Source organism: Maritalea myrionectae (assembly GCF_003433515.1).
GTDB lineage: Bacteria > Pseudomonadota > Alphaproteobacteria > Rhizobiales > Devosiaceae > Maritalea > Maritalea myrionectae.
Window position 1 is genome coordinate 189,385 of record NZ_CP021330.1, and the last position, 20,268, is coordinate 209,652.

At 52.9% G+C, this 20,268-nt stretch carries 21 protein-coding genes; 12 read left to right on the forward strand and 9 right to left on the reverse strand.

What is annotated here, in order from left to right; translation table 11 throughout:
• Positions 1 to 139: 139 nt before the first annotated feature.
• From recF to mutM, 5 genes are all read right to left on the reverse strand, one after another.
• On the reverse strand, positions 140 to 1,273 hold the full coding sequence (recF, locus tag MXMO3_RS00860; RefSeq protein ID WP_117394643.1) for a DNA replication/repair protein RecF: 1,134 nt from the start codon (positions 1,271 to 1,273) through the stop codon (positions 140 to 142).
• A 37-nt stretch (positions 1,274 to 1,310) separates the two neighbouring features.
• Positions 1,311 to 2,435 (reverse strand): DNA polymerase III subunit beta, encoded by a 1,125-nt coding sequence (dnaN, locus tag MXMO3_RS00865; RefSeq protein WP_117394644.1) that lies wholly within the window; start codon positions 2,433 to 2,435, stop codon positions 1,311 to 1,313.
• A 194-nt stretch (positions 2,436 to 2,629) separates the two neighbouring features.
• Positions 2,630 to 4,066, reverse strand: a complete 1,437-nt coding sequence (dnaA, locus tag MXMO3_RS00870) for a chromosomal replication initiator protein DnaA (protein ID WP_117396662.1) — start codon at positions 4,064 to 4,066, stop codon at positions 2,630 to 2,632.
• A 901-nt stretch (positions 4,067 to 4,967) separates the two neighbouring features.
• Positions 4,968 to 5,234 carry a 30S ribosomal protein S20 gene (gene rpsT, locus MXMO3_RS00875; RefSeq protein WP_027835724.1) on the reverse strand — a complete coding sequence of 89 codons (267 nt, stop codon included), beginning with the start codon at positions 5,232 to 5,234 and terminating at the stop codon, positions 4,968 to 4,970.
• 165 nt (positions 5,235 to 5,399) lie between these two features.
• Positions 5,400 to 6,281: a bifunctional DNA-formamidopyrimidine glycosylase/DNA-(apurinic or apyrimidinic site) lyase gene (mutM, locus tag MXMO3_RS00880; protein WP_117396663.1), complete on the reverse strand. Its 882-nt coding sequence runs from the start codon at positions 6,279 to 6,281 to the stop codon at positions 5,400 to 5,402.
• A gap of 134 nt (positions 6,282 to 6,415) precedes the next feature.
• Between mutM and ubiE the strand changes: the two genes are divergently transcribed.
• The 9 genes from ubiE to MXMO3_RS00925 all read left to right on the forward strand — a co-directional run bounded on the left by ubiE (position 6,416) and on the right by MXMO3_RS00925 (position 14,069).
• On the forward strand, positions 6,416 to 7,183 hold the full coding sequence (ubiE, locus tag MXMO3_RS00885) for a bifunctional demethylmenaquinone methyltransferase/2-methoxy-6-polyprenyl-1,4-benzoquinol methylase UbiE (protein ID WP_027835726.1): 768 nt from the start codon (positions 6,416 to 6,418) through the stop codon (positions 7,181 to 7,183).
• An 11-nt stretch (positions 7,184 to 7,194) separates the two neighbouring features.
• The gene (gene ubiB / locus MXMO3_RS00890) at positions 7,195 to 8,727 is read left to right on the forward strand and encodes a 2-polyprenylphenol 6-hydroxylase (protein WP_117394645.1); all 1,533 of its coding nucleotides are present in this window, start codon (positions 7,195 to 7,197) and stop codon (positions 8,725 to 8,727) included.
• A gap of 38 nt (positions 8,728 to 8,765) precedes the next feature.
• Positions 8,766 to 9,974, forward strand: coding sequence for a bifunctional phosphopantothenoylcysteine decarboxylase/phosphopantothenate--cysteine ligase CoaBC (gene coaBC / locus MXMO3_RS00895; RefSeq protein WP_117394646.1), 1,209 nt, complete (start codon positions 8,766 to 8,768; stop codon positions 9,972 to 9,974).
• Positions 9,974 to 10,429 (forward strand): dUTP diphosphatase, encoded by a 456-nt coding sequence (gene dut, locus MXMO3_RS00900; RefSeq protein ID WP_117394647.1) that lies wholly within the window; start codon positions 9,974 to 9,976, stop codon positions 10,427 to 10,429. Before coaBC ends, dut begins: the two co-directional genes overlap by 1 nt.
• A gap of 28 nt (positions 10,430 to 10,457) precedes the next feature.
• Positions 10,458 to 11,192, forward strand: coding sequence for a DUF2259 domain-containing protein (locus tag MXMO3_RS00905; RefSeq protein WP_117394648.1), 735 nt, complete (start codon positions 10,458 to 10,460; stop codon positions 11,190 to 11,192).
• A 3-nt stretch (positions 11,193 to 11,195) separates the two neighbouring features.
• Entirely contained in the window at positions 11,196 to 11,936 is a 741-nt protein-coding gene (moeB, locus tag MXMO3_RS00910; RefSeq protein WP_117394649.1) for a molybdopterin-synthase adenylyltransferase MoeB, read from the forward strand.
• A gap of 30 nt (positions 11,937 to 11,966) precedes the next feature.
• Positions 11,967 to 12,920: a Gfo/Idh/MocA family protein gene (locus MXMO3_RS00915; protein WP_117394650.1), complete on the forward strand. Its 954-nt coding sequence runs from the start codon at positions 11,967 to 11,969 to the stop codon at positions 12,918 to 12,920.
• Between the two features lie 59 nt (positions 12,921 to 12,979).
• On the forward strand, positions 12,980 to 13,540 hold the full coding sequence (locus tag MXMO3_RS00920; protein WP_117394651.1) for an AAA family ATPase: 561 nt from the start codon (positions 12,980 to 12,982) through the stop codon (positions 13,538 to 13,540).
• A 115-nt stretch (positions 13,541 to 13,655) separates the two neighbouring features.
• On the forward strand, positions 13,656 to 14,069 hold the full coding sequence (locus MXMO3_RS00925; protein ID WP_117394652.1) for a VOC family protein: 414 nt from the start codon (positions 13,656 to 13,658) through the stop codon (positions 14,067 to 14,069).
• 23 nt (positions 14,070 to 14,092) lie between these two features.
• Here the strand turns inward: MXMO3_RS00925 and MXMO3_RS00930 are convergent, their stop codons facing one another.
• The 3 genes from MXMO3_RS00930 to fabA all read right to left on the reverse strand — a co-directional run bounded on the left by MXMO3_RS00930 (position 14,093) and on the right by fabA (position 16,780).
• Positions 14,093 to 14,821, reverse strand: a complete 729-nt coding sequence (locus MXMO3_RS00930; RefSeq protein ID WP_027835734.1) for a metallophosphoesterase family protein — start codon at positions 14,819 to 14,821, stop codon at positions 14,093 to 14,095.
• A 179-nt stretch (positions 14,822 to 15,000) separates the two neighbouring features.
• Positions 15,001 to 16,227, reverse strand: a complete 1,227-nt coding sequence (gene fabB, locus MXMO3_RS00935; RefSeq protein ID WP_027835735.1) for a beta-ketoacyl-ACP synthase I — start codon at positions 16,225 to 16,227, stop codon at positions 15,001 to 15,003.
• A gap of 40 nt (positions 16,228 to 16,267) precedes the next feature.
• A complete protein-coding gene (gene fabA / locus MXMO3_RS00940; protein ID WP_027835736.1) occupies positions 16,268 to 16,780 on the reverse strand; it encodes a bifunctional 3-hydroxydecanoyl-ACP dehydratase/trans-2-decenoyl-ACP isomerase in 513 nt (170 codons plus the stop codon).
• A 269-nt stretch (positions 16,781 to 17,049) separates the two neighbouring features.
• Here fabA and MXMO3_RS00945 point away from each other — a divergent pair, with 269 nt between their 5' ends.
• Positions 17,050 to 17,853, forward strand: a complete 804-nt coding sequence (locus tag MXMO3_RS00945; protein ID WP_162889080.1) for a PhzF family phenazine biosynthesis protein — start codon at positions 17,050 to 17,052, stop codon at positions 17,851 to 17,853.
• Positions 17,854 to 17,971: 118 nt separating this feature from the next.
• The gene (gene irrA / locus MXMO3_RS00950) at positions 17,972 to 18,418 is read left to right on the forward strand and encodes an iron response transcriptional regulator IrrA (RefSeq protein WP_084634209.1); all 447 of its coding nucleotides are present in this window, start codon (positions 17,972 to 17,974) and stop codon (positions 18,416 to 18,418) included.
• Here the strand turns inward: irrA and MXMO3_RS00955 are convergent.
• The gene (locus MXMO3_RS00955; RefSeq protein WP_051213922.1) at positions 18,415 to 18,984 is read right to left on the reverse strand and encodes an SH3 domain-containing protein; all 570 of its coding nucleotides are present in this window, start codon (positions 18,982 to 18,984) and stop codon (positions 18,415 to 18,417) included. The two genes, irrA and MXMO3_RS00955, sit on opposite strands and share 4 nt — an antisense overlap.
• Before the next feature lie 144 nt (positions 18,985 to 19,128).
• Here MXMO3_RS00955 and MXMO3_RS00960 point away from each other — a divergent pair, with 144 nt between their 5' ends.
• A complete protein-coding gene (locus tag MXMO3_RS00960; RefSeq protein ID WP_027835739.1) occupies positions 19,129 to 20,130 on the forward strand; it encodes a 2-hydroxyacid dehydrogenase in 1,002 nt (333 codons plus the stop codon).
• Positions 20,131 to 20,268: the final 138 nt, after the last annotated feature.

The following is a 20,268-nucleotide window of genomic DNA, read 5'->3' on the forward strand; positions in this document are numbered from 1 at the left end:
AATCACAATCTGTTTAGCTTCTCTTTTTCTAGACCGTTTTCGGCCTAAACCAAAGGGTTGTGGCGGTTTTTTGCCGCTTTTTCTTGGGATTGTTGCGCTAGGGAGCATGGTTGCGCTTATTTGGCCGGATTTAAGGGCCCTAAAGCGTCAATTGCGCGTCTTTCACGCTGACAAATTGCGCTTCGTCGCCCAGCGCTTCAAACAGCATTTTGTCGGTACCCGTCATCCAACACTGAGTGCCAAGGCCATTGAGGATTTCAAACAAGGCCGCGCGGCGCGACAAATCCAGATGTGCTGCGATTTCATCCAGCAACAATAGCGGCGAAATGTGGGTAATTTGGCGCACCAGCGCGGCCTGCGCCAAAATAAGACCGATCAGGAGCGCCTTTTGCTCCCCGGTTGAGCACAGGGCGGCAGGCATTTGTTTATCCAGATGGGTAACCTGCATATCTGTGCGGTGCGGCCCAAGGGTCGTGCGTCCCGCCACTCGATCAATGGGGCGACGATTGCGCCAGAGATCGGTCAGGAACGCCTCTAAAGCGCTTGAGGATACAAACTCTTCGGTCAGCTCCTCTTGCGACGCAAGCGCCACATGGGCGCCGGGAAATGGCGCGTCGCCGCGGGTTTTCTCCAGCAATTGATTGAGATGGGTAATCATATCGACGCGGGCAAAATGCATGGCCGCGGCATGGGTGGCCATTTGCGCTTCGATGGCGCTCATCCAACTGGGATCGAAGTCAGTTTCCAGCAGCTTGTTGCGTTGGCGCATGGCCTTTTCAAAGGCATTGGCCTCAGCCCCATGGCTGGGAATGAGCGTCATCACCAGCCGATCAAAGAATCGACGGCGGTCGCCCGCGGCGCCGGTAAACAGCCCATCCAAGGAGGGGGTCAGCCAAAGAATGCGGGCATATTCGCCTAGCTCTTCCACCGATTTGGCGGCGCTGCCATTGATGCGCACCTTGCGTCCGGTCTGCACGCCTTGATCAAGCCCTGTGCCCATATCTACGGGGCCAACGGGTGTTTCCAAGCTTGCCGCCACGGCCCAGCCCGCCTCGCTGGCATGCAGTGCCAATTGCTCAAACGCGGCGCGGCGCAGGCCACGCCCCGGTCCGAGCAGAGAAATCGCTTCCAAAAGATTTGTTTTGCCCGCCCCATTTGGCCCGGTCAGCACCACATGGCGCGGGTCCGGGTCCAATGCCGCACTTGCATAATTGCGGAAGTTTGAGAGCCGCAATCTGGAAATGTAATGGGTGGGCAGTTCACGATGTGCCATTTAAGGCCTGCCCCTTTCTGCCCCGGCGATAACGCGACTAAACGCGCATCGGCATCAAAATATAAAGCGCTTGATCGGCGTCATCTTCTGATTGCACGATGGTGGGTGACCCGCTGTCCGAGAACATAAAGATCGCCTGCTCCGAATGCACCTGCTCGATAATGTCCAGCAAATAGCGGGCATTAAAGCCGATTTCAAAGCCTTCATGCTCAAACTCGATGGGCAATTCTTCACGGGCTGTGCCGTGGTCCGGGTTGGTCACGCTCAGTTCAAGCAGACCTTCGCTCAAGCCCAGCTTCACAGCCTTGCCGCCCCGGTCGGACGCGATGGTGGACACACGGTCTACGGCCTGCTTCAGAGCATTGCGGTCAACCGCCAAGCGTTTGTCATTGTCCTTCGGAATCACGCCCTCATAATTGGGGTAAGTGCCCTCAATCAATTTTGACAACAGCACCACGCCGCCCAATTCAAAACGGATTTTGCTGTCCGACAGTTCAATCGCCACGTCCTGATCATCATCACCCAGAAGCTTTTGCACTTCGGCCACGGTTTTGCGCGGCACGATGATGGATGGCATGCCTTCAGACCCTTGCGGCGCTGCGGTTTCGGCGCGGGCCAAACGGTGACCGTCTGTCGCCACGCCGCGCAGGATCACGCCATCATCTTCACTCATGGTGTGGAAGAAGATGCCGTTCAAATAATAGCGCGTCTCTTCGGTGGAGATGGCAAACTGGGTGCAATCAATCAGATTTTTGAGCGCGCCAGCTTTTAAGCTAAATTTATGACCGAAATCGCCTGATTTCAAATCCGGGAATCCATCCGGGGACAAGCAGGTCAAATTGAAATTTGAGCGGCCTGAGGTGATTTTCATCTGCTCATTTGCGCCGTCTGTTTCCAGATTAACTTCGGCACCATCTGCCAATTTACGCACGATTTCATAAAGCGTGTGCGCAGGCACCGTGGTGGTGCCGGCAACGCCAACCATGGCGGGCACACTTTCGGTGATTTCAATGTCCAGATCGGTGGCCCGCAATTCGAGCCGCCCATCGTGCGCATTGATCAAAACGTTGGACAGGATGGGGTATGTGGTTCGCCGCTCCACAACACGGTGAACATGGCCCAAAGATTTGAGCAAATGGTTGCGCTCCAAAGTGACCTTCATCTGACGTCTCCCATGCTGCCATCGTTTTTTTCGATGGCGCTTATCATTGATCTATTCGGGGTTGCGAAACTGGCTTTTTCTGGCGCAAAAGGCAAGGCCTAACTCGCCCAAAAGCTGCAATAACAACAGAAAACGGCGCATCTTTTGTCAAGATGCGCCGTTTTATCCTCCCCCGAGAATTTCTGCGCGGTCGTCTATTCCTCGATCATACGCTTAAGCAGTTCAACTTCTTGCGCAAATCCAGTATCGCCGCCCATCAATTGTTCCACTTTGCGCACAGCGTGCAACACGGTGGTGTGATCACGATTGCCGAAGCGGCGACCAATTTCTGGCAATGACCGCGAGGTCAAAATTTTCGACAAATACATGGCGATTTGGCGCGGGCGCACCACAGAACGCGAACGACGCGATGACAAGAGATCCGGCTTGGACACCTTGAAGTGTTTTGCCACGGTTGTTTGGATTTCATCGATCTTCACGCGGCGTGTATCACGGGTGCGCAAAAGGTCGTGCAATGCTTTTTCGGCCAGTTCGATGGTGATCGGCTCTTCGGTCAACTGGTTGGCGGCCACAAGGCGGTTTACCGCACCATCCAAATCTCGACCATGGGACAACACGTTGCGGGCCACATAATCGAGAACTGGCGCCGGAATGTGCAGACCTGGGAATTTCGCTGCCGCTTGTTCCGCGCGCTTTTGAACGATCGCACGGCGCAATTCTTCATCCAATGATTGGATGGGCACAACGAGACCACCGGAAAGGCGTGACCGCAACCGATCATCCAACATATCCAAATCGCGTGGGGGTGCATCGCCAGCCACCACCACTTGTTTGGCCCCTGTGAGCAAGGCGCTCAACGCTTGACCCAATTCGGTAACGGACTTGCCTTGCAAGAACTGCATATCATCGATCAACAACACATCGATCGAGCGGAGCCATTCTTTAAATGCGATGGCGCTTTGACGCTGCACGGCGGTGATGAAGTGATACATAAAATGGTCGGCGGTGAGATAGACGATGTTGCGGTCCTTATCGCCAGCGCCGGCGGCCCATGCAATCGCGTTCAACAGGTGGGACTTGCCCAAGCCAACGGAAGAGTGAATATAAACTGGGTTAAAGGCGGCTGTGCCTTGGGCGGCGGCCTGCGCAACTTGTTTGGCAGCGGCTAAAGCCATTTCGTTGGCTGACCCTGTCACAAAGCTATCAAAGGTGAGCTTGGGATCAAGCGCTGATCCTGAAAGCGCATCGCCGGCCTTAATGCGCGCATTATGCTGCACGCCTGTGCGCAAACCCTGATTGGTGGTGGACTTGGCTTGCGGCTTTTGTGCCTCAGACCCGTTATTCTGCTGGATTGTGGCGCGTGGCTTGCCATTTATCCGTACGGTCAAATGCAACTGAGCCACTTGATCTGTTTCGGCGGTAAAGGCCTCCAAAATGCGATCTTGATAATTTGATGTAATCCACGAACTCAGAAAGCGGGTCGGCACTGATAAATGTGCAACCCCGTCGCGGATTTCCTCCATCTCCATCGACGCGAACCATGATGAAAACACATCTTCGCCCACACTTGCCCAAAGTCTTTTCTTCGCGCGTTCCCAAATCTTAGACTGATCCGCCCCCAAATCTGTCATTTGCTCTCCGCCCATTTGTCCTGATTGATTGGTCGCAACATCTAGTTGTTCTGTTTCTTGATTGATGTCGCGCGCCAAAAGCGATGTGTGGTTCATATGTGCCTCTGTTTGCCCAAATCTTACCCGTCTCCAACCCCGCAAGGTTGGCCGCACGACGGGCTGTTTTTGCCCCGTAAACATAACAATATCGCTCGCCGAAAGTATTCGCCGCTTCAATTGTCATTTTATTTTGTAGTTTAGCGATTGCCGCCAGAAAGTTTTCTATTGAAACTCACAAGACATGGTGAGCTAAGAAAAAAATGATGCGAAATGCTTAAAAGTATTCCGAAACTCGGGCCCCGATCGCCCGTTTTTCTTGTGCCGCATCACAATGCCCCCGGTTATATTGATATGTGTGTTTTTATTATTCACATATCTTTAGTCTTCGTTCCAACGAGGATCATATTAGCCTTGAAAAATTTCGGTTTCAACCGTGGAATCTCGCAAAATGGGGATTGACTCTTTAATCAAAAGTGCGGGTGAGCAGGGGTGAGTCTACCCCCCTCTTTTTAAGGCTTTGACTCTCCTTACAAATTCATAAATCAAGCCCTAAAAGTACGTTAATAAAAAATTTACTTTTTCTGGTTTTTCGGTCGTTTTTTATATTTTTTGCCTAAATTCGCCGCAGAGGAGACTTCGGTAAACATCTGAAAATAAATATTTTTTTGGGCTGCATGTCGGTTTTACGACAGATTCATAAATAGATTCAATAATTTGCAGGCGTTTGTTATCAAGGCAGATAGTCTCAAGTGCAACAATTTCAATGCGCGGCTATTTTTCCGCTCGCTTAGGCACGCAAAAAGCCCTTCCTTGATCACTCAAAGAAGGGCTTTCAAATCTGCAATGTCAAAGTGTGATCTGCTTAAGCAGAAACAGCTTTCACACGGGCTGCTAAACGCGAAATTTTGCGCGAGGCCAAATTCTTATGAATAACGCCTTTGTTTGCAGCGCGCATAATTTCAGGCTGCGCAGCTTGAAGCGCTTGCTTCGCTGCAGCATCGTCGCCTGATGTAATCGCTTCTTCAACCTTGCGGATGAATGTGCGCATGCGTGAACGACGTGCTTTGTTGACTTCGGTCTTACGCTCGATCTTGCGTACAGCCTTTTTTGCTGACGGAGTATTTGCCATGCTTTTCCTCGTAATGCGTTTTCGGCTCAAATTCTCAATAATTCAAACCGAAATAAAAGCGGCGGCACAGCTGCCGCCAAAATTTCGTTGGCGCGTTATAGAGCGCCTAGGCGATCACGTCAATATCAAATTAGGTGAAATAGCGGGCAAACGCCCGCACTCGGCCTAAGTCTGACAGGTGGGACACATAAAGGTTGAGCGCCCAGATTGCACCCGACGTTCAATTGATGTGTCACACCCCTCATTAGCACATAATTCGCCCTCGCGGCCATAAACCTTAAACTGATGTTGAAAATAGCCTAAATCGCCTTGCGCGTTCTTGAAATCTTTCAAGGTAGAGCCGCCCGCCGCGATCGCGATTTGCAAGGTGCGTTTGATGGCCTGGGTGAGCCCTTCCAGCTGCGCTGGGTCGCGCCCATAGTCGGATGCCAACTGCGCCATGGGCTTAAACGGGTCTATTCCCATTTCATAAAGGGCTTCACACACATAAATATTGCCTAAGCCCGCCACATTGCGTTGATCCAGCAGGCCGGTTTTGACCGGACTTTTTTTATTGGCGAAGCGCTGGGCCAAATGATCGGCATTGAACTGGTTGGACAAGGGCTCAGGCCCCAAATGGTCCAGATGCTTGTTGCGCGCCCCTTGGGCGATCAAATCCATATAGCCAAAGCGGCGTGGGTCATTGTACACGAGCTCAACCACGCCCTGTGTGGGATGGGTGAGTTGCATCACCACATGATCATGCTTGGTCGATAATTGCTGCTTGTGCACCCGCGCGGCCGCGTCAGGAACATATTTGCCGACCTTGAAACTGCCGCTCATGCCCAAATGGGCCAACAGCACCTCATGGCTCGACAGCCCAAGCACCAGATATTTGGCGCGCCGCCCCACATGGATAATGGTTTGGCCGATCAATCGATCCGCCATGTTGTCGGGAAACGGAAATCGCAAGTCAGGCCGATTAAGGATCACCTTCTCAATCGTGGCCCCAGCCAGAAAGGGCTCGAGCCCTCTTTTCACGGTTTCAACCTCTGGTAATTCGGGCATTTTCTCTTTCACTTTCGTCGGTGGCCGCAGGTGTGTGCCTGCGTCAATCCACTGCAGCCATATCATGGCGTCTTTTATTGGAAATCCAAAACGGCTTGGGATATGGTGCCGGAAATTGAAGGAATATCGAAAAGATGACTGACGCACAACAAACCACACATTTCGGTGAACGCGAAGTGCCTTTGGGCGAAAAGCAGGGCCTGGTGAATGATGTGTTTCATAAGGTGGCTGACCGCTATGATCTGATGAACGACATGATGAGCGGCGGCTTGCACCGGGTGTGGAAGGATGCGTTTGTGGCCAAGCTCGCGCCACCCAAACTGGGCAATGACCATTATCATGTGCTGGATATGGCTGGCGGCACGGGCGATATTGCCCAGCGCATTTTGGCAGCCTCCCACGGCAACGCAAATGTGACCGTTTCAGACATCAATAGCGATATGTTGCGCGTGGGGGCGGAACGGGCAAAAAATTGGCGCTATCAAGAAGGTGTCGACTTTGTTGAAGCCAACGCGGAAGAGCTACCGTTCGACGACAAGATGTTTGATGCCTACACCATCGCTTTTGGCATTCGCAACGTGCCGCAGATCGATAAAGCCCTGCGGGAAGCTTATCGCGTGCTCAAACGTGGCGGCCGTTTGATGGTGCTTGAGTTCTCAACCGTCGATGTCCCCGGTCTCGATAAGGTCTATGAGCTATTTTCTGACCATTTGATCCCGCCGATGGGCAAAATGGTGACCGGTGATGGCGATCCCTATCAATATCTGGTGGAGAGCATTCGGCAGTTTCCAAAGCCCGAACCGTTTGCGCAAATGATCCGCGATGCCGGATTTGAGAACGTCAATTATACCCCGCTTACCGGCAACATTGCCACCATCCATTCGGCTTGGAAAATCAGATAGGCACGACATTTATGGGACTTTCAGCCTATTTTCGCTTGCTTCGTGCAGGTTATGTTTTGGCCCGCGAAGGGGCGCTGTCGATCACGGAAGGCCAAGGCATCAAGGGGCCTGCAGCACGTGCGATTAAGCTGGCACGCCTGATCGAGCGGCGCTCTGTGCGCAAAACCGGACGGGTGGAGCGCTTGTCCAAAGCGCTGCAAAAGCTTGGCCCAACCTATGTCAAGCTAGGGCAAATGCTGGCGACGCGGCCTGATATTGTCGGGGCCCATGTGTCCACTGACCTGCAAGGGCTGCAAGATCAAATGCCGCCGTTTGACCAAAAGCTGGTGCCCGAAATTTTGAAGCGCTCACTAGGCAATGGTGCCGACAAGCTGTTGGACGTTTCCGAGCCCATTGCTGCAGCCTCCATTGCGCAGGTGCATCAAGCCTATATTGAGGGGCCAACCGGCCGACAAAAGGTGGCCATAAAGCTTTTGCGTCCGGACATTGAGGAACGTTTTTATAAAGATTTGGCCTCCATGCGCGCCGCCGCTGGCCTTGTGGAGCGCATGGTGCCGAAAGCGCGGCGCTTGCGGCCTTTGGACGTGATCAAAACGTTGGAACGGTCTGCGTTTTTGGAGATGGATTTGCGGCTGGAAGCCGCCGCCATTTCCGAAATGCGTGAAAATACAGAACAAGATCCCGGCTTTGAAATTCCCACCGTGGTTTGGCCGCAAACCGCACGGGAGGTGATGACCACTTCCTGGATGGATGGCATCCCAATTCGCGATCACGCCAAGATTGATGCGGCGGGCTTGGACCGCAAAAAGATCGCCAAAGATTTGCTGCAAAGCTTTTTGCGCCACGCTATTCGCGATGGCTTCTTCCATGCGGATATGCACCCGGGCAATTTGTTTGTCGCACCCAACGATGGCACGGTTCGGGCGGTGGATTTTGGCATTATGGGCCGTATCGGCCCGGAAGAACAAAAATTTCTTGCCGAAATTCTATACGGTTTTATTACCCGCAATTATCGACGCATCGCCCAGTTGCATTTTGACATTGGCTATGTGCCGAAGACCCAGTCAGTCGACGATTTCGCGCAAGCCCTTCGCGCCATTGGCGAACCGCTGGTGGGGCGCGCGGCCAACGAGATTTCCATGGCCAAAGTGCTCACCCAATTGATGGATGTTACTGAATTATTTGATATGGAAACCCGCACTGAATTGGTGATGCTGCAAAAAAATATGGTGTTGGTAGAAGGGGTTGCGCGTTCGCTTGATCCCGAACTGAACATGTGGACCACCGCCGAGCCGATTGTGTCTGAATGGGTGAAGCGCAAAGTGGGGCCGGAAGGCATCATCAAAGACGCGATTGCGACGGGCAATGAGTTTTTGCTGGCCGCAAAAAAACTGCCTGACCTGCTTGAGCGATATGAGCGAATGTTGGAGCTTTCAGAGAAACATCGCGATCAAACGCCGTTTTTTATGAAACGCTGGTTTGCGATTTTGAGCGTGACGCTTATGCTTTTGCTGGGCGCTGCGGCGCTGAACTCGCTGTTCTAGGCGAAAAGACAGCCCCAAACGGGGCTTAAGGAGATCATATGCTCGAAGGCCGCAAGATTTTATTGATCATTACGGGCGGCATTGCCGCGTTTAAGGCGATTGATGTGATGCGCCTGATCCGCAAGGCAGGCGGCGAGGTGCAGCCCTTAATGACGCGCGCGGCACAAAATTTTGTGACCCCGATGACCGCCAGCACCGTTTCAGGCAAAGCTACTCTGACCGAGTTGTTTGATCTGAGCCGCGAGGCGGAAATCAATCATATTGAATTGGTGCGTGACGCCGATTTGATTGTGGTGGCTCCGGCCACGGGTAATTTTATGGCCAAGATGGCCCTTGGCCTTGCTGATGATTTGGCCTCGACCGCCATTCTGGCGCGCGACAAAGATGTGATCGTCGTGCCCGCCATGAATGTGCGTATGTGGGAATCGGCGGCAACGCAGCGCAACTACAAGCAATTGCTGGCGGATGGCATGCAGTTTTTGGGCCCGGTTGAAGGTAGTATGGCGTGCGGCGAATTTGGCCCCGGCCGTTTGGCAGAGCCGCCAGAAATCTTTGACGCCATTTGCGCCTATTTCGAAAAAGGCCAAAGCCTCAAGGGCAAACATTTTATCGTCACCTCCGGCGGCACCCGCGAGCCGATTGATCCGGTGCGATATATCTCAAACGCCTCCTCCGGCAAGCAAGGCACCGCCATTGCCCAAAGCCTGTTGAACCGCGGTGCCAAAGTAAGCTTTATCTATGGCGCGTCTGACGTGCCGCCACCCGCCGGGGTCGATGCCATTGCCATCGGTAGTGCGCAAGACATGTATGACGCTGTGCACAGGGCTTTGCCTGCCGATGGTGCCATTTTTTGCGCCGCTGTAGCCGACTGGCGACCCAAGCAAGCAGGCGCGGAAAAGATCAAGAAAAAGCATGACGGCACAACACCCTCGATTGAAATGGTACTGAACCCTGACATCTTGAAGTCGGTTGCCGAGCTGGACCAGACCAAACGCCCGGCATTGGTAGTCGGCTTTGCCGCAGAAACTGAAAATCTGGTGGAACATGCGCGCGCCAAGCGCCAACGCAAGGGGTGCGATTGGCTGCTGGCCAATGATGTCAGCCCGGAAACAGGCACCTTTGGGGGCGACCAAAACAAGATCACATTCTTTGCATCTGATCAGCCTGAAGATTGGCCAAAGATGAGCAAGTCTGGGGTGGCGGAAAAACTGGCTGATGCCATCTCAAAGCATTTTGGAGACGCGTAATGGTCGACGTTCAGTTCAAAATTTTACCCCATGGCGAAGGCCTTGACGCACCACAGCAGGCCACCACCGGCGCAGCCGGATTGGATTTGCGCGCGGCAGTGCCCGCTGACACGCCGATGGTTCTTGAGCCGGGCAGTCATGATATTGTCCCAACAGGCTTTTCGTTGGGATTGCCCGAAAATTACGAGGCGCAAATTCGACCTCGGTCGGGGCTTGCTGCAAAACATGCGGTGACCACGCTAAACGCGCCGGGCACCATTGATGCCGATTATCGTGGTGAGGTTCGAGTCATCCTGATTAATCACGGGCAAGCGCCGTTCACGATCAATCGCGGTGACCGGATTGCACAAATGGTGATTGCACCCGTTGAAAAAGTGGTCATGATAAAGACAGAATCTCTGTCTAGCACTGATCGAGGTGCGGGCGGGTTTGGTTCAACTGGGGTGTCGTCATAAGCGGCACGCTTTGCAAAGAGGTGCTCAAATGACCTTAACTTCGCTAATCTCGCGCTTTGCGCTTGTCCTCGCTCTTGTCTTTTCCTTTAATTCCGCCGCCCTTGCAGGTGATCGCGCCTTACTGAACGCCATCGGCTATTCAGAAGATGGTCGCTATTTCGCCTTTGAAGAATTTGGCGTGCAGGATGGATCGGGCTTTGCCTATTCCAATATCTATCTGATCAATCTGGCCGAAGATAAGTGGGTGGAGGGTTCGCCCTATCGTGTGCGCTCCGAAGAAGAAATGACGCCGCTACATGTGATCCGCGCCCAAGCGGCCAGTGAAGCGTTTGCGGACTTGGAAGCCTATGGCATCGTCACACCTGCAGATATGATCGCCTTTCAGGCCGAAGGCGAACCCGAGATCGACCAGACCAGCATTGAGTTTAATGTGCCTGGCTTTATGGGGCCCGCGCCGCGCGATGACATGTATGAAATCGCTCTGGAAATTTTTAAGGCCCCCTCCACCGAACCGTGCGTGGATTATATGGGTCAGGAACCTATGGGGTTTGCGGTCAATTTGACTGATCTTCAGGGCAACACTGACCGTGTTTACGAAGATGGGCATATTCCTAAATCGCGCGGCTGTCCGATCACTTATCGACCTACCGCGGTGTTTATGCCTTTCCAATCCTACAATCTGGATCATGCGGTGCTGTTGGTGTCTGTTTGGGCGCATGGCTTTGAAGGGCCGGACCGTCGCTTTATCGTGGTGCCACTCTAGCCCATGCCCCTTAGTGCCGACGAAACCGCCCGATATGCCCGCCACATTGTGTTGAAAAAAATTGGCGGCATTGGGCAACAACGGCTCAAAGCCGCCAGAGTGCTGATCATTGGCGCAGGCGGCTTGGGCAGCCCGGCTTTGGCTTATCTAGCTGCGGCAGGGGTCGGCACCATCGGCATCGTAGATGATGACCATGTGTCCCTGTCCAATTTGCAACGGCAGATTGTGCATCGCACGGTTGATGAGGGGCTGGCTAAAACCGACTCGGCTCAGCGTTTCGCCACAGCGCTCAACCCACATATATCGGTTAAAGCCCATCCGGTGCGGCTTACGGCTGAAAATGGCGCGGACATTATCGCGTCATACGATCTTGTGTTGGACGGTTCAGATAATTTCACCACCCGCAAATTGGTGGCAGATTTCTGTGCGCGACAGGAAAAACCCTTGGTGGCAGGTGCGGTCAATCTGTTTGACGGTAATCTTACGGTTTTTATGCCCTATGAAAACGACAATCCGTCCTTTGATGATCTATATCCCGAACCGCCGCAAAACGAGACACAGTTCTCCTGCGAAGAAGTGGGTATTTTAGGCCCAATCACCGGGGTGATCGGCAGCTTGCAGGCACTTGAGGCGATTAAACTGATCGCCAAAGTGGGCAAACCCTTGGTCGGGGAAGTGCTGATTTATGACAGCCTTGATGTCACCACCCGTAAAATGAAATATCGACGCCGCACCAAAGCTTGATTATCTTTGCCCCAAAAAAAGGGGTACAAGATGACAAAATCAATCGCCGTGATCGGCTTGGGCATTATGGGCCAACGCATGTTGCAGGCGCTCAGCACCAATCCCGCATTTGACGTCACCCATATGTGGGACCCAAGCGACGCGGCCCAAAGCGCTGCACTTGCCATTGCCCCCAATGCCACCATTCCCGACACTGCCGAAGCGGCAATCGATGCCGTGGATCTGGTCTATTTGGCTTGCCCCCCGGCTCCCCGACACGTTTATGCCAAATATGCAGCTGATCTGGGCAAGCCGCTCTTTTTGGAAAAACCCTTGGGCACAGATATTTCCGCCAGCCGCGAGCTGGTCCGCCATCTTGAGGCGACCAATGTGGCTGCAGCGGTTAATTTTGTGCAGGCCACTGGCGAGCCGCTCGCCCACATTCAATCCGCCAAATCTTCCGGCGACATGGGTGCCTTGGCAGGAATCGATATTTTTGTCTCCTATGCCCAATGGCCGCGGGCCTGGCAAGTGAAAGCCGATTGGCTACGGTTTCGTGCCGAGGGCGGCATGACCCGGGAGGTGATTTCTCACTTTATGTTTTTCGCCGAGCGGTTGATGGGTCCGGTGGAGTTGGAGTGGGCGCATGTGGATTATCCCGACGCCGAACTCTGCGAGACCGATTTGGCAGCGCGACTGACCAATCGCGACGGCATCAAACTCAATGTTTTTGCCGCTGTTGGCGGCGCACAGCCGGACCGTCAGGAGATTTTTGTCAAAGGCGAGAAGCAGAGTTTTTCTGTCCGCCAATTTAGCGAGCTTTGGGTGAGCGATGGCGGTGAATTCAACCAGATTGTTGCCCCGGGAGACAATGCCCGCATTGACGGTTTGCATGCACAGCTTAAGCATTTCGCCCAGTTGATTGAGGGCAAAGACTACCTTTTGGCGACGCCGCAAGAGGCCTTAAGTGTGCAGGAGAAAATCGAGGCTATGTTGGCAAGTTAGGCGGCATACGGGCTGACGACTATTTAAATATTTTTGAGCATAATTTTGGATTATTTATTGTGAAATTTGTTGTTCTTATCGGGCCCCAAGCTGTTGGAAAGATGACGGTTGGGCAAGAGCTTGAAAAGCTTTCTGAATTTAAGCTTTTTCATAACCATCAAACTGTCGATCTGGTCAGCCAATATTTCTCCTTCAGCACGCCCGAAGGACAAAAACTGGTTGAAGACGTTCGATTGGCGTTTTTCAACGCTTTTGCCGCGAGCGATGCACCGGGCTTTATCTTCACACTTATGCGTGACTTCGAAGACCCAGCGGACACTCAGTTTCTTGACCATGTCACAGGCTTATTTGAAGCCCAGGGCGCCGATGTTTATTGGATCGAGCTTGAAACGAATATAGAAACGCGTTTGGTGCGGAACCGAAGTGAAAATCGCCTCAAGAACAAACCTTCGAAACGCAATGTTGAAAAATCAGAGAAGCATCTTTTGCGCTGCCACGATCAATTTCGTCTGAACTCATATGATGGCGAAATCAAGCGTGAGAATTATCTCAAAATTAAAAATTCAAAAATGTCTGCCGCCGCGGTTGCCGCGCAGATTCAGAATTTCATTTCCGCCTAAAACCGGAGCCATTGGTTTGCTAAGAAAAGCTCAACCAAATCAACAGGCTTTGCTTGACGGTTCGATTAAAAATCTCAACAATCGTGCATATTCTATTTGAGGTAGGTTGTCCCTTATGAAATCGATTTTCCATCTTGCCTATCACGTGACTGATCTCAACGTGGCCCGCTATTTCTATGGTGAGATTTTAGGGTGTCATGAAGGCCGCAGCGCCGAAAGCTGGGTTGATTTTGACTTTTTCGGGCATCAGATTTCATTGCATGTGGGCATGCCGTTTAAGACGGCACGCACAGGCCTTGTGGGCGACCACAAAGTGCCGATGCCACATTTGGGTGTGATCTTGGAGCATGGCGATTGGGAAAAGCTGGCCGGGCGGTTGCGCCGCGCCAATGTGGACTTCATCATCCCACCGCAGGTGCGGTTTGAGGGCGAGCCGGGTGAGCAATGGACGATGTTTTTCACCGATCCTTGCGGCAATCCGATTGAGGTTAAAGGCTTCAAAGATATGGATGGCGTGTTCGCCAGCTGATCCAGCAAAGGGCGGCGCCAGTCTTACGGTTTGAGCGGTGCACGCCCTTTATCCGTTAGCACCCAACTTTCCTGCCCTTCAAAAACAGCGGCCGTGAGTGGATCGCCATACCCGGCCCCCGAATCAAGATTGACCCGATTGCCATAATGGGTGGCAGCGGGGACGGTTGTGTGGCCATGCACGACAAGCCAATCATGGGGCTGAGGGTCATCCAGAAAACCTTCTCTGATCCAAACGAGATCGTCTTCTTCTTGCTGTTCTAGCGCCACCCCTGGCCGAATGCCCGCATGGACAAACAGCGTTCCATTCTCAATATGGGTCAACGGCAACTTGTTTATGAAGTCAAGATGGTCTTGTGGAACCGATGCTTTGGCATCCTCATGAATTTGGAAAATGCGCCGATCCTGATCTGCCTCGATGCCATATGAGGCCATGGTTTCAACGCCGCCAATGCGTTCGTGGAACCAATCATAGCCCGGCTTTAGCCGATAGTCCGTCCGCGGATAATCTTCCATAAACATAGAAAACATGCGGTCATGATTGCCTAAAAGACATGTCCAGTTTTTGCCAGCATCGACTCCATTCGCCAGATATTCGATCACGCCTTGGCTGTTGGGTCCACGGTCCACATAGTCGCCGAGAAAGACGATTTTTGCGTTTGGCCCACCATCGCGCTCAATCTTTTCCAGCGCGTGTTGTAACATTTCAAGCTGCCCGTGTATGTCGCCGATGGCGTAGATGGGGTCGTTCATCTGTCTTCCTCAAAGCAATCTGATCAGGTGCAAAACACCAAGGCTGGCAAGTAAAAGGGGCCAAAAGGCCCCTTAAATCATTTGCGCCGCATCGGCGCCTCTTCTTGACGCGCCGCTGTCGTTCGCTGCGCGCTCACTACCCTGACACCGCCGCCATTTGGTGCCTAGGATAGGCGTGGTTAGGCATCCGGATGTTTAAACACCAAGGTGGCGTTGGTGCCGCCAAAGCCGAAGGAGTTGGACATAACGCACCCGATGTTCTGATTGTCACGGCGCTCACGCAAAATCGGCATATCTTCAAATTCTGGATCGAGTTCGAAGATGTTGGCGCTTTCACACAGGAAGCCTTCATTCATCATCATCACGGAATAAATCGATTCCTGCACACCCACAGCACCCAAAGAGTGGCCGGTCAATGATTTGGTGGCGGACAATGGCGGACATTTGTCTTCATTGCCGAACACTTTGCGAATCGCTTCAATTTCCTTGATGTCACCAACCGGTGTCGATGTGGCGTGCGGGTTGATGTAATCGATGGGGCAATCCACAGTCTCCAGCGCCATGCGCATGCAGCGCTCGGCCCCTTCGCCTGATGGGGCCACCATGTCATAGCCGTCAGATGTGGCGCCATAGCCCACGATTTCAGCCAGAATGTTCGCACCGCGCGCCTTGGCGTGCTCATACTCTTCCAAAACCATTACGCCTGCACCACCAGCGATGATGAAGCCATCGCGGTTTTTATCATATGCACGCGAGGCTGTTTCTGGTGTGTCGTTATATTTTGAGGTCATCGCGCCCAACGCGTCGAACATGTTGGACATTGACCATTCAAGGTCTTCACTGCCGCCAGCAAACACGATGTCTTGCTTGCCCATTTGGATTTGCTCATAGGCATTGCCGATACAATGCTTTGAGGTCGCGCAAGCGGACGTGATGGTGTAGTTCACACCCTTAATTTTAAACGCAGTCGCCAACGTCGCAGATGCCGTTGAACTCATCGCCTTTGGCACAGCCAATGGGCCGATACGCTTTGGGCTGAGTTTTTCGCGGGTGATGTCCGCAGCCTTGATCAAAGTTTCCGTTGATGGACCACCAGAGCCCATCACGATGCCGGTGCGCGGGTTGGAGATGTTTTCCTCTTCCAGCCCAGCCTGCTCGATCGCCTCTTGCATAGCAACATAGTTCCACGCCGCACCACGCGCCATAAAGCGGGTGGTCCGACGATCTAGAACGGAAAATGGATCAAGGGTCGGCTCGCCATGCACTTGGCTGCGAAAACCATATTTAACATGGCTTTCAGCGGTTGTAATGCCAGGTTTTGCGTCGCGCAGGCTCTGCAGCACTTCCGCTCGGTTGTTCCCGATGGAAGAAACAATTCCCATGCCTGTGATGACAACTCTTTTCATTTTGTCCTCTTTAAATCTTGCGGCTCAAAATTGGCGTCGACTATTTGTCTTCAAGGCCGATCAAGCCCACGCGCAAGTTTTCGGCTTTGTAAATGATCTCACCGTCTGCCTTGACCCAGCCATTGGCAACGCCAAAGGGCAACGGAGACCGCATGTGCTTTTTAATATCAACATGATATTGCAGCAATTTTTTGTCATTTGTGGCTTGGCCAACAAACTTGATGGCACCGCCTAGGGCACGTCCGCGGCCGGGAGACCCGGACCATGACAAGAAAAAGCCAATCATTTGCCACAACGCATCAAGGCCCAAACAGCCCGGCATAACTGGATCGCCGATAAAGTGGCATTGATAGAACCACAAATCAGGGTTCAAATCCAATTCGGCTGTTACGCTGCCTTTTGAGTATTCACCGCCATCGGAATCGATGTTGGTGATGCGATCAAACATCAACATTGGCGGCGCAGGCAATTTGGCGTCGCCTTGCCCTGGCAGCTCGCCGCGTCCATGCAAAATCAAATCATCGTAACTAAACTGATGGGCGCGCTCTGTCATAAGCCCTTTTTCCCTTATTCATGTCATTGTGCGGTGCCTCTTGATGCCGCCGCCATTTCAAAACCCAAAACAAATTTGCTCGTCCATAGCATTTTTGGGCGTTTGCGCAAAGCTATTGCAATTGTTTAACCCATATAGGGCGTAAGGAAAAACGCCAAGCCCAAAGGGGGCAATTGCCCGGCTTTTTTGCGAATTTGTGGCTTGTCAGCCTTGATTGGTCGCGGCATCGTGTGCTGTTTTTGGCGCGAATGTAGCTATGGGGTATTTAAATGCAGATTTTTCAGGTGGATGCTTTTACGTCCGAATTGTTCAAAGGCAATCCGGCCGCCGTGATGGTGCTCGACCAATGGTTGGATGACGCGCTGATGCAGCATATCGCCATGGAAAACAATCTGTCGGAAACCGCCTTTGTGGTGCAACGGGCGGACAAATCGGGTTGGGACATTCGCTGGTTTACCCCATCGCACGAAGTGAGTTTTTGCGGTCACGCCACTTTGGCCAGCGCCCACATCCTTCACACGGAATATCAAGCGGAGCGGCCAATCCAGTTTTTTGGCAAAGTCGGTGCACTTCAAGTCGATTTGCATGAACCGCATGATCGCTCGCCCAGCTATTTGCTGGATTTTCCCGTTATTGCCCACACGCCGATAGACGCCTTGCCGAAGGAAATAGCGGCCAGTTTTGCCGCAACGCCGTTGGCGGTGTTTAAAACCTATGAGAACTATTTTGTCGTTCTTGAGAATGAAGACGCCGTGCGCACTTTCGAACCCGATCTTGGCGCCTTGGCCAAACTGGGCACAGACGGGGTGATCATCACCACCCAAGGCGACGATGTTGACTTTGTGTCGCGCTACTTCGTCCCCGGCAGCGGCATTGATGAGGACCCGGTGACAGGCTCGATCCACACCACGCTTGTTCCCTATTGGGCGCAGAAGCTGGGTAAAAACACGCTGGCGGCACATCAGGCCTCCGCACGGGGCGGCAATTTGTCGTGTCGTCTAGTGGGAGATCGTGTGCATATAGTTGGGAATGCAACAACTTACTTGCGCGGTAATTTGTTTCTAGAGGCTTAATCTGGCCCAAAGTACCGGATTTGTTGCATTCGGGGCGTTAATCTTGTACATGGGAAATTGTTGAAGCCCGTGTGAGACGCACCTATAGTGCGTTTGACTAAGATAGGGATGGGTGTGAATGAACCAGTTGCAAAAATCTAGTTTTCGTCAGCCGAGCTCGCGTGGGCCTTGTTTGACGGCCGTTTTGCGTATGGCAGGTTTGCGGCCCACACGTCAGCGTTTGGCGCTTGCGGATTTGATTTATGGCAATGGTCATCGCCATGTGAGCGCGGAAGCCTTGCATGCCGAAGCCGATCAAGGCGGCGTTGCCGTATCTTTGGCCACGGTCTACAACACGTTGCGCCAGTTTAAAGATGCGGGTTTGTTGCGGGAAGTGACCGTTGATGCCGCACGCACTTATTTTGACACCGACACATCAGATCACCACCATTTTTATATTGAAGATGAAGATCGGGTGATTGATATTCCATCGCATGAAATTGTCATTCAGGGGCTGCCTGATGCGCCCAAGGGCATGAAAATTTCTCACGTCGATGTGGTTGTGCGGGTGCGGCGCGAGAACTAGTCGAACGTTTCGTCGCTATAAACGCCCCAAACAAATTGCTTTTCAACCCAGCCTTTAAAGTTTTGCTGACGGTCGTCTTCGCCTGGCTGAAAGCGACCGGCCACCTCACACCAGCTTTGATCACATTCTTCGACGGTCACCAGCACTTGCGGCGCCAATTGTGCCCGCAAAGGTGCGCCGCGATCAGCTCGGGCATATAGGGGTATGGCTTGCGACTGCGCATTTAACCACGGCGCAATCAACCCTGTGCGCCGACCGGACAAAAGCGATTGGTGAATCCAACCCTCATCCCCTTCCGAATCGCGCACCTTGCGCCAGGTGTCAAACTCTTGGATCACTTCAACGGGCAAACCTGATTGGGTAAAAATCCATGCGATCTGATATTTTTGGCCCGGGCCATGGCGCACATTGATCTTGGACGACCCGAGCGACACAAAGCGCGGCAAAGGCAGGCCGGAAGGCCCAGAGGTTTGAGCATAGAGCGGCGCAACACACAGCCAAACAGCGCAAAGCGCGAGGCAGAAGGATTTGATCTGGCGGTGGGATTGGGCAGCAATAAAACGCATTGCAATTTCATCTCTTGTTATTGGGGCCAAGGCTCGATATTTTACCCGCAAATAGGCAAAGACACCTTAATGTTAAGCTAAAACGACACTCAATTGCGCAATTGTTTCGCACTGGGTGATCTAGTACGGGTTGAAAGGGAATATATGCCTCACACGAACGCCCGTGTTCTGGTTACGCGGCAATTGCCCACCCAAGTTGAGGCGCGCATGTCCGCGTTGTTCAAGGTGGCATTTAACACAGAGGACACAGCCTTTACCACCCAGCAATTGATTGAGGCGTCGCAAAATTGTGAGGTGCTGGTCTCCACCATCACTGATGATTTAAATGCCGATGTGATTGCGCAATTGGGCAACGATGTGCGCCTGATCGCCCAATTCGGCAATGGGGTCGATAATGTGGATGTAAATGCCGCGGCGGCGCGCAACATCACGGTCACCAATACCCCAAGTGTTTTGACTGACGACACGGCCGATATGACCATGGCGCTGATTCTGTCGGTGCCCCGCAGGCTGATTGAAGGCAGTCAGGTGTTGCTTAAAGATGGGTCGTGGCCCGGCTGGTCACCCAATTGGATGCTGGGTCGGCGCCTATCCGGCAAGAAGCTAGGCATTGTAGGCATGGGCCGCATTGGCACCGCCGTTGCGCGGCGCGCCAAGGCTTTTGGGCTGGATATTCATTATTACAGCCGCTCCAAGCGCCCGCAGAGCCTTGAAGCTGAGCTGGGCGCCACCTATTGGGATAATCTAGAAGATATGTTGGCGGATGTGGATATTGTGACTCTGCACACGCCAGCCACCCGCGCCACCAGCCATTTGATCAATCGCGACAATATACAATTGATGAAGCCGGATGCCATTTTGGTGAATTTGGCCCGGCCGAACTTGATTGATGAAGACGCGCTGATTGACGCCATTGAAAGCGGCAAGATTGGCGGCGCTGCGTTAGATGTGTTTGAACATCACAAACCCATCAATCCCGCACTGTTGAATCTCGCTCGCGCCCACAAAGTTGTGCTCACCGCCCATATGGGCTCGGCGACACTCGAAAGCCGGATCGAGATGGGCGAAACTGTTTTGGTCAATATCCGGACATTCCTGGACGGACACCAACCACCACATCGCGTATTGCCCGACCATAAAGGCTAACGAGTTTGGCGATGGCACGAAGATAAGCGTACGGCAATGATGATTGCCGCGCATGTAGCAATGCTGCCTTGGAAGACGTTGATCCCAAGCCCGATAGGACACAAAAAAGCCCGACGCTGACGAAGCAGGTCGGGCTTT

Bases quoted from the DNA above. Each gene is read 5' to 3' on its own strand.
- MXMO3_RS00955 (WP_051213922.1), bottom strand. From the start codon at position 18,984: ATGCGTTTTATTGCTGCCCAATCCCACCGCCAGATCAAATCCTTCTGC.
- MXMO3_RS00915 (WP_117394650.1), top strand. From the start codon at position 11,967: ATGACAAAATCAATCGCCGTGATCGGCTTGGGCATTATGGGCCAACGC.
- coaBC (WP_117394646.1), top strand. From the start codon at position 8,766: ATGCTCGAAGGCCGCAAGATTTTATTGATCATTACGGGCGGCATTGCC.
- fabA (WP_027835736.1), bottom strand. From the start codon at position 16,780: ATGACAGAGCGCGCCCATCAGTTTAGTTACGATGATTTGATTTTGCAT.
- MXMO3_RS00945 (WP_162889080.1), top strand. From the start codon at position 17,050: ATGCAGATTTTTCAGGTGGATGCTTTTACGTCCGAATTGTTCAAAGGC.
- MXMO3_RS00905 (WP_117394648.1), top strand. From the start codon at position 10,458: ATGACCTTAACTTCGCTAATCTCGCGCTTTGCGCTTGTCCTCGCTCTT.
- dut (WP_117394647.1), top strand. From the start codon at position 9,974: ATGGTCGACGTTCAGTTCAAAATTTTACCCCATGGCGAAGGCCTTGAC.
- MXMO3_RS00960 (WP_027835739.1), top strand. From the start codon at position 19,129: ATGCCTCACACGAACGCCCGTGTTCTGGTTACGCGGCAATTGCCCACC.
- dnaN (WP_117394644.1), bottom strand. From the start codon at position 2,435: ATGAAGGTCACTTTGGAGCGCAACCATTTGCTCAAATCTTTGGGCCAT.
- mutM (WP_117396663.1), bottom strand. From the start codon at position 6,281: ATGCCCGAATTACCAGAGGTTGAAACCGTGAAAAGAGGGCTCGAGCCC.
- irrA (WP_084634209.1), top strand. From the start codon at position 17,972: ATGAACCAGTTGCAAAAATCTAGTTTTCGTCAGCCGAGCTCGCGTGGG.
- fabB (WP_027835735.1), bottom strand. From the start codon at position 16,227: ATGAAAAGAGTTGTCATCACAGGCATGGGAATTGTTTCTTCCATCGGG.
- ubiB (WP_117394645.1), top strand. From the start codon at position 7,195: ATGGGACTTTCAGCCTATTTTCGCTTGCTTCGTGCAGGTTATGTTTTG.
- recF (WP_117394643.1), bottom strand. From the start codon at position 1,273: ATGGCACATCGTGAACTGCCCACCCATTACATTTCCAGATTGCGGCTC.
- MXMO3_RS00930 (WP_027835734.1), bottom strand. From the start codon at position 14,821: ATGAACGACCCCATCTACGCCATCGGCGACATACACGGGCAGCTTGAA.
- ubiE (WP_027835726.1), top strand. From the start codon at position 6,416: ATGACTGACGCACAACAAACCACACATTTCGGTGAACGCGAAGTGCCT.
- dnaA (WP_117396662.1), bottom strand. From the start codon at position 4,066: ATGACAGATTTGGGGGCGGATCAGTCTAAGATTTGGGAACGCGCGAAG.
- rpsT (WP_027835724.1), bottom strand. From the start codon at position 5,234: ATGGCAAATACTCCGTCAGCAAAAAAGGCTGTACGCAAGATCGAGCGT.
- moeB (WP_117394649.1), top strand. From the start codon at position 11,196: ATGCCCCTTAGTGCCGACGAAACCGCCCGATATGCCCGCCACATTGTG.
- MXMO3_RS00925 (WP_117394652.1), top strand. From the start codon at position 13,656: ATGAAATCGATTTTCCATCTTGCCTATCACGTGACTGATCTCAACGTG.